6 protein-coding genes are annotated in these 6,546 nt (G+C 70.1%); all 6 read left to right on the top strand.

All coding sequences use genetic code 11. The features are described 5' to 3' along the window. On the top strand, positions 1 to 474 hold a 474-nt coding region (locus AB0C29_RS27490; RefSeq protein ID WP_360825778.1), incomplete at its 5' end, for a substrate-binding domain-containing protein. Between the two features lie 116 nt (positions 475 to 590). Next, on the top strand, positions 591 to 2,102 hold the full coding sequence (locus tag AB0C29_RS27485; protein ID WP_360825775.1) for an alpha-N-arabinofuranosidase: 1,512 nt from the start codon (positions 591 to 593) through the stop codon (positions 2,100 to 2,102). Continuing rightward, positions 2,099 to 3,433, top strand: a complete 1,335-nt coding sequence (locus AB0C29_RS27480) for an ABC transporter substrate-binding protein (RefSeq protein ID WP_360825772.1) — start codon at positions 2,099 to 2,101, stop codon at positions 3,431 to 3,433. Before AB0C29_RS27485 ends, AB0C29_RS27480 begins: the two co-directional genes overlap by 4 nt. A gap of 14 nt (positions 3,434 to 3,447) precedes the next feature. Then, complete coding sequence (locus AB0C29_RS27475) at positions 3,448 to 4,377, top strand: sugar ABC transporter permease (RefSeq protein ID WP_360825769.1); 930 nt, start codon at positions 3,448 to 3,450, stop codon at positions 4,375 to 4,377. Between the two features lie 3 nt (positions 4,378 to 4,380). Next, positions 4,381 to 5,208 carry a carbohydrate ABC transporter permease gene (locus AB0C29_RS27470; RefSeq protein WP_360545479.1) on the top strand — a complete coding sequence of 276 codons (828 nt, stop codon included), beginning with the start codon at positions 4,381 to 4,383 and terminating at the stop codon, positions 5,206 to 5,208. A 4-nt stretch (positions 5,209 to 5,212) separates the two neighbouring features. Further along, on the top strand, positions 5,213 to 6,546 hold a 1,334-nt coding region (locus AB0C29_RS27465), incomplete at its 3' end, for a family 43 glycosylhydrolase (protein ID WP_360825766.1).

Below are 6,546 nucleotides of genomic sequence, written 5' to 3'. Positions count from 1 at the left end.
CAGGACTTCCCGTCGGCGGTGACCGCGCAGCAGCGGCTCGCCGGTTACCGCGCGGCGCTGGAGCAGGCCGGGCTGCCGGCCGATCCGGCGCTGGTCGCCGAGGTGGAGAGCTTCCACCGGGCCGATGGTGCCGCCGCGATGGCCCGGCTGCTGGACGGCCCGCGGCCGCCCGACGCGGTGTTCTGCTTCAACGACCTGCTCGCCCTCGGGGCCATCCGCACGCTGCTGGAGCGGGGTTGCTCGGTGCCCGGCGACGTGGCGGTGATCGGCTTCGACGACATCGAGGACGGCCGCTTCAGCACGCCGACCCTGAGCACCATCGCCCCGGACCTCGGCCGGATCGCCGAACTCGCCGTGGACCTGCTGGCCGAGCGCCTCGGTGAAGGTGCGGCTGCCGCCGGCCCGCCGCGCGAGCTCAGGGTGAGCCACCGGCTGGTCGTCCGGGAGAGCACCGTAGGGCGAGACTCCCGCTAAGCACCACAAATCGCATCGTCCCAGGTAACGACCGTGTGACGACCTCTTTACAACGTTGGTTCCAACGTTGTAAACAGTGTGAGGCGGCACACAAGACCTGCGGACAGGAGCGCTACGTGGACAAGGCTCGGCTGACCCTCGACCCCGCCTTCGCCATCGGATCGGTGGACCGGCGGCTCTTCGGCTCGTTCGTCGAGCACATGGGTCGCTGCGTCTACACCGGCATCTTCGAGCCCGGCCACCCTGCGGCGGACGCCGACGGGCTGCGCACCGACGTGCTCGAGCTGGTCCGCGAGCTGGGCGTCACGCTGGTGCGCTACCCGGGCGGCAACTTCGTCTCCAACTACCGCTGGGAGGACGGCGTCGGCCCGGTCGGCGACCGGCCGCGGCGCCTCGACCTGGCCTGGCGGTCGCTGGAGAGCAACGCGTTCGGGCTCAACGAGTTCATGCGCTGGGCCGAGCTGGCCGGGGTCGAGCCGATGATGGCCGTCAACCTGGGCACCCGCGGCATCGCCGAGGCCGCCGAGCTGGTCGAGTACTGCAACCTCCCGGACGGCACCGCGGCCGCCGACCTGCGCCGCAAGCACGGCGTGGCCCGCCCGCACGACATCCGGCTCTGGTGCCTGGGCAACGAGATGGACGGGCCCTGGCAGATCGGCCACCTGACCGCGCTGGAGTACGGCCGGCTCGCCGCCCGGGCCGGGCACGCCATGAAGCGGGTCGACCCCACCATCCAGCTCGTGGCCGCCGGCAGCTCCAAGGCGGACATGCCGACCTTCGCCGCGTGGGAAGCCACCGTGCTGGAGCAGACGTACGACCACGTCGACTACCTGTCGCTGCACAGCTACTACGACCCGGAGAGCCAGGACGAGGCCAGCTTCCGGGCCGCTGCCGTCAACCTCGACGGTTTCATCGACGACATCGTCGCCACGGCCGACCACGTACGGGCCAAGCTGCGCCGGCAGAAGCGGATCAACCTGGCCCTCGACGAGTGGAACGTCTGGTACCAGTCCCGCTTCACCGAGCCGGAGGACCGGCCGATCGAGGACACCCCGGCGCTCATCGAGGACGACTACACCGTCACCGACGCGATGGTCGTGGGCAACCTGCTGATCAGCATGCTGCGCCACGCCGACCGGGTCACCGTCGGCGCGCAGGCCCAGCTGGTCAACATCATCGCGCCGATCCGGACCACGCCCGGCGGCCCCGCCTGGCGGCAGACCATCTACCACCCGTTCGCCCAGACCGCCCGGCTCGCCCACGGCACCGTGCTGCGGGCGGGCGTGCAGTCACCGACCATGTCCACCGGCCGCTACGGCGAGGTGCCGGTGGTGGACGCGGTCGCCACCCTCGACGAGCGCAGCGGCCGGCTCGCCGTCTTCGCCGTCAACCGCGGCACCGAAGCTGTCCCGCTGGACATCGACCTGCGGGCTTTTCCCGGACTGCGCCCGGGACAGTGGATCCGGCTCGCCGAGGACGACCCGTCCATCGGCAACACGGCCGCTGCTCCTGATCGCGTCCGTCCCCGTACCGAAGAAATGCCTGCCCTCGACGGTGGCCGCGCCACCGTCCTGCTTCCCCCTGTCTCCTGGCACGCCCTGAGCTTCACCCCCGAGGAGAAACCGTGAAACCACATCTCACCCGCCGCGGCCTGCTCGGGCTCGGCGTAGGCGCCGGCGGCGCCGTCCTGCTCGGCGCCTGCGGTGACGACGGCCCCAATCCCGTCGTCGGCGGTGGTGGCGAGAACGCCCAGCCCGCGGCCACCAACTACACCGGTCCCAACGTCGCGCTGACCTTCTGGAACGGCTTCACCGGCGGTGACGGCCCGGTGATGAAGTCGCTGGTGGAGAAGTTCAACAGCGCGAACCCCAACATCAAGGTCACGATGAACGTGTACGAGTGGGCCGACTACTACCAGAAGGTCCCCGCCGCCGTGTCCACCGGCAACGGCCCGGACCTCGGGATCATGCACGTCGACCAGGTCGCCACCAACGCCGCCCGGGGCGTGATCCTGGCGCTGGACGACCTGGCCAAGTCGCTGCAGCTCAACGAGAGCGACTTCTCGCCGCCGGTGTGGCAGGCCGCGGTCTACAACGGCAAGCGCTACGCCATCCCGCTGGACGTGCACCCGCTCGGCATGTTCTGGAACAAGAAGGTCCTGCAGGCCGCCGGGCTGGACCCGGAGAAGCCGCCGACCAACAACGAGGAGTACATGGCGGCTTTGGACAAGCTCAAGTCCAAGGGCGTCCAGGGGCACTGGGCCACCCCGTTCCCGTTCACCGGCACGCTCCAGTTCGAGGCGCTGACCTGGCAGTTCGGTGGTCAGCTGTTCGACGAGAAGGCGACCAAGCCGCTGTTCGCCGAGCAGCCCGGCGTGCAGGCGCTGACCTGGCTCACCGACCTGGTCAAGAACGGCTACAGCCCGAAGAACGTGGCCCAGGACGCCGACCTGATCGCCCTGCAGAACGGCAAGGCCGCGTTCAACTGGAACGGCATCTGGACGATCAACACGCTGCGCGGGGTCAAGGGCATGGAGTGGGGCGTCTCGGCGCTGCCGCAGATCGGCACCCAGCCCGCCGCGTGGGCCGGCTCGCACCAGTTCGTGCAGTTCAAGCAGCGCACCCAGGACGCCAACAAGCTGCAGGCCGGCAAGGTCTTCATCAACTTCATCAGCCAGCAGTCGCTGGAGTGGGCCAAGGGCGGCCAGGTGCCGGCCCGCAAGGAGATCCGCGACAGCCCCGACTTCGCGGCGCTCAAGGAGCAGGCGGCGATCGGCACCCAGATCGACAACCTGCACTTCCCGCCGTCGGTGCCGGGCATCCCGGACGCCCTGGCCACCGTGGACACCGCGGTCAACGAGGCGATCCTGCTGCGCAAGGAGCCCGGCAAGGCGCTGGCCGACGCGGCCGCCAAGGCCAACCAGATCCTCGAGCAGAACCGCAAGAAGTACGGCGGCTGACCACCATGGTGGACGTGCTGGAGACGGCCACCACCTCGACCTCGGCGCCCGCGAACCGGGCGCCGAGGCGGGGGTCGGGCGTCACCCCATACCTGTACCTGCTGCCCTACGCGCTGCTGTTCACGACCTTCACGCTCGTGCCGGCCGGCTACGGGCTCTGGATCAGCCTGCACGAGTGGGACTACCTGCTGCCCGGCAAGCCCTTCGTCGGGCTGGACAACTACCAGGCGCTGTTCGACAGTGCGTCGCCGGTGTTCGACTTCTTCTGGCAGAGCATGCAGGCCACCGCGATCTTCACGGTGTTCAGCGTGCCGCTGCTGGTCACCGTGCCGCTGGCGATCGCGCTGCTGCTGAACCGCTCGTTCAAGGGCCGCACCTTCTTCCGGGCGGTGTACTTCGCGCCGTACGTGCTGGGTGTGGCGGTCATCGGCGTGCTGTGGCGCTTCCTGCTCGACCCGAACCTGGGCGCGATCAACGCCATGCTGGGGGCCATCGGTCTGCCCGGCGACACCGCCTGGACCACCGGCCTGCCCTGGGCGTGGATCTCCCTGGTCGGCGTGACCGTCTGGTGGACGCTGGGATTCAACGCCGTCATCTACCTGGCCGGCCTGCAGGACATCCCGCGCGAGCTCTACGACGCGGCCAAGGTGGACGGCGCGGGCCGCTGGGCCGAGTTCCGCCACGTGACGCTGCCCGGGCTGCGGCCGGTGCTGCTGTTCATCGTGATCAACACGATCCTGGCCTCCAGCAACATGTTCGGTCAGGCGTACCTGATCACCCAGGGTGCGCCGGGGGTCGAGACCCGCACGGCGATCATGTACATCGCCGAGGAGGGCCTGCGCAGCTACCGGATGGGCAGCGCGGCCGCGATGAGCTACCTGCTGACCCTCGGCCTGCTGCTGGTCAGCATGATCACTTTCCGCCTGTTCCGGGAGAAGGACTGAGCCATGGGCCGAATCCGCGGTATCGCCTGGTACTCCCTGCTGGGCCTGCTCAGCCTGGTCTTCATCGCCCCGATCGTGTGGATGCTGACCACCTCCTTCAAGAGCGCCGACGAGGCCACCCGGGTGCCGCCCACGGTCCTGCCGGCGGACCCGACGACCAGCGCGTACGACACGTTGTTCACCGGTGACTCGCAGACGCCCGTGCTGCGCTGGTTCCTCAACAGCCTGCTCGCCGCGAGCGGACAGGCGTTGCTGGTGCTCGTGGTCGCGTCGATGGCCGCCTACGCGCTGGCCCGGATGGAGTTCCGCGGCAAGAAGATCGTCTTCGCGCTGATCATCGCGACCCTGTTCGTGCCGATCTTCACGCTGATCATCCCCAACTTCCTGATCATCGACCGGCTGGGCTGGCTGGACAGCCTCTGGGCGCTGATCGTGCCCGGCGCGGCCAGCGCCTTCGGCGTCTTCTTCCTGCGGCAGTTCTTCCTGGGACTGCCCCGGGAGCTGGAGGAGGCCGCGCTGCTGGAGGGGGCCAACTCGTGGCAGATCTTCACCAAGGTGATCCTGCCGCTGTCCAAGCCGGCCCTGGCCACCCTGGCCGTGATCAGCTTCCTGACCAACTGGAACGACTTCATCTGGCCGGTCTACACGCTGTTCAGCCCGGAGAACTTCACGCTGCCGCCCGGCCTGGGCACGCTGCAGGGCGCCTACAACATCAACTACCCGGTGATCATGGCCGGCGCCGCGCTGGCCAGCATCCCGGCGCTGATCCTGTTCATGGTCAGCCAGCGCTACATCATCGAGGGTGTCTCCCGGTCCGGCCTGAAGGGCTGATCTCATGCGACGGTGCACGGCCGCGCTCGCCGCGGCGATTCTGCTGCTCACTCCCGCTGCGGCGCAGGCCGCGCCGCAGCGGCAGACCTACACCAACCCGGTCTCCGCGTCCTTCGCGGACACGTTCGCCGACCCGATGGTCGTGCGGGGCGACGACGGTTTCTGGTACGCGTACGGCACCACCGACCCGCTGCGCGAGGGGGAGAAGGTCGCACACCGGATCCCCACCGCCCGCTCGACCGACCTGGTGTCGTGGACGTACGTGGGTGACGCGTTCGCCGAGGGCCAGCGCCCCGCGTTCGCTGCTGACAACACCGCCTTCTGGGCTCCCGACGTGCGTCGCATCGGCAACAAGTGGGTCATGTACGTGACCGTCACCGAGACCACCGGCGGCCCGGGCCGGTCGGCGATCGGGGCGGCCACCGCGCCCACCCCGACCGGCCCCTGGACCTTCGCCGACGAGCCGGTCGTCGCACCCCGGCCCAGCGGCGACGGCGGCTGGCTGTGGACCTTCGACCCGGCCCTGCTCACCACCCCGGACGGCCGCAGCTACCTCTACTACGGCAGCTACTTCGGCGGCATCTGGGTCAGCGAGCTGTCCGCGGACGGCCTGCACATCACCGGTACGGCGACCCGGGTCGCGATCGACAACAAGTTCGAGGGCGCGTACGTCGTCCGCCGCGACGGCTGGTACTACCTGTTCGCCTCCTCGGCCAACTGCTGCGCCGGCCCGACCACGGGCTACTCGGTGTCGGTGGGACGCTCCCGTGACCCGCGTGGTCCGTTCACCGACCGCGACGGCCTGCGGCTGGACGTGTCCCGGGCCGGTGGCACCCCGGTCGTCGCCCCCAACGGCAACAAGTGGGTCGGCACCGGCCACAACGGGCTGATCACCGACCTGGCCGGCCAGGACTGGCTCGCGTACCACGCCATCGACCGGGCCGACCCGTACCTGGACGAGCCGTTCGGGATCAACGAGCGGCCGATGCTGCTGGACCGCCTGGACTGGATCGGCGGCTGGCCGACCGTGCGGGCCGGCGAATGGGCGTCCGAGCGGCCGGTGGCCGCGCCCGTCACCGAGACGCCGGTGCAGGACACCTTCGACACCCTGTCCCTTCGGCAGTGGCGGGTGGCCGACGGCAAGTGGGCGGCAGTCAACGGCCGGCTCCGCGGGTCCGGCACGCTGCTCGCCCGGTCGCCGCAGCGGGGAGACCTGCGCGCGGAGGCCGACGTCCGCGGCCCCGCCGGCCTGCTGATCGGATCCACCGCGGTCCGCATCTCGGGCAACGCCCTGGTCGTCGGCTCGCGCCGGACCGCGCTGCCGGCCGGCTTCGACGC

The sequence above is a fragment of the Actinoplanes sp. NPDC048791 genome (genome assembly GCF_040650095.1).
Taxonomy (GTDB): Bacteria; Actinomycetota; Actinomycetes; order Mycobacteriales; family Micromonosporaceae; genus Actinoplanes.
The sequence above is the reverse complement of the archived record's forward strand: the minus strand, read 5'-3'. Positions and strand labels throughout refer to the sequence as shown.

What these genes read in the sequence shown, in the direction of transcription:
- AB0C29_RS27470 (WP_360545479.1), top strand. Translation starts at nt 4,381, where the DNA reads ATGGGCCGAATCCGCGGTATCGCCTGGTACTCCCTGCTGGGCCTGCTC.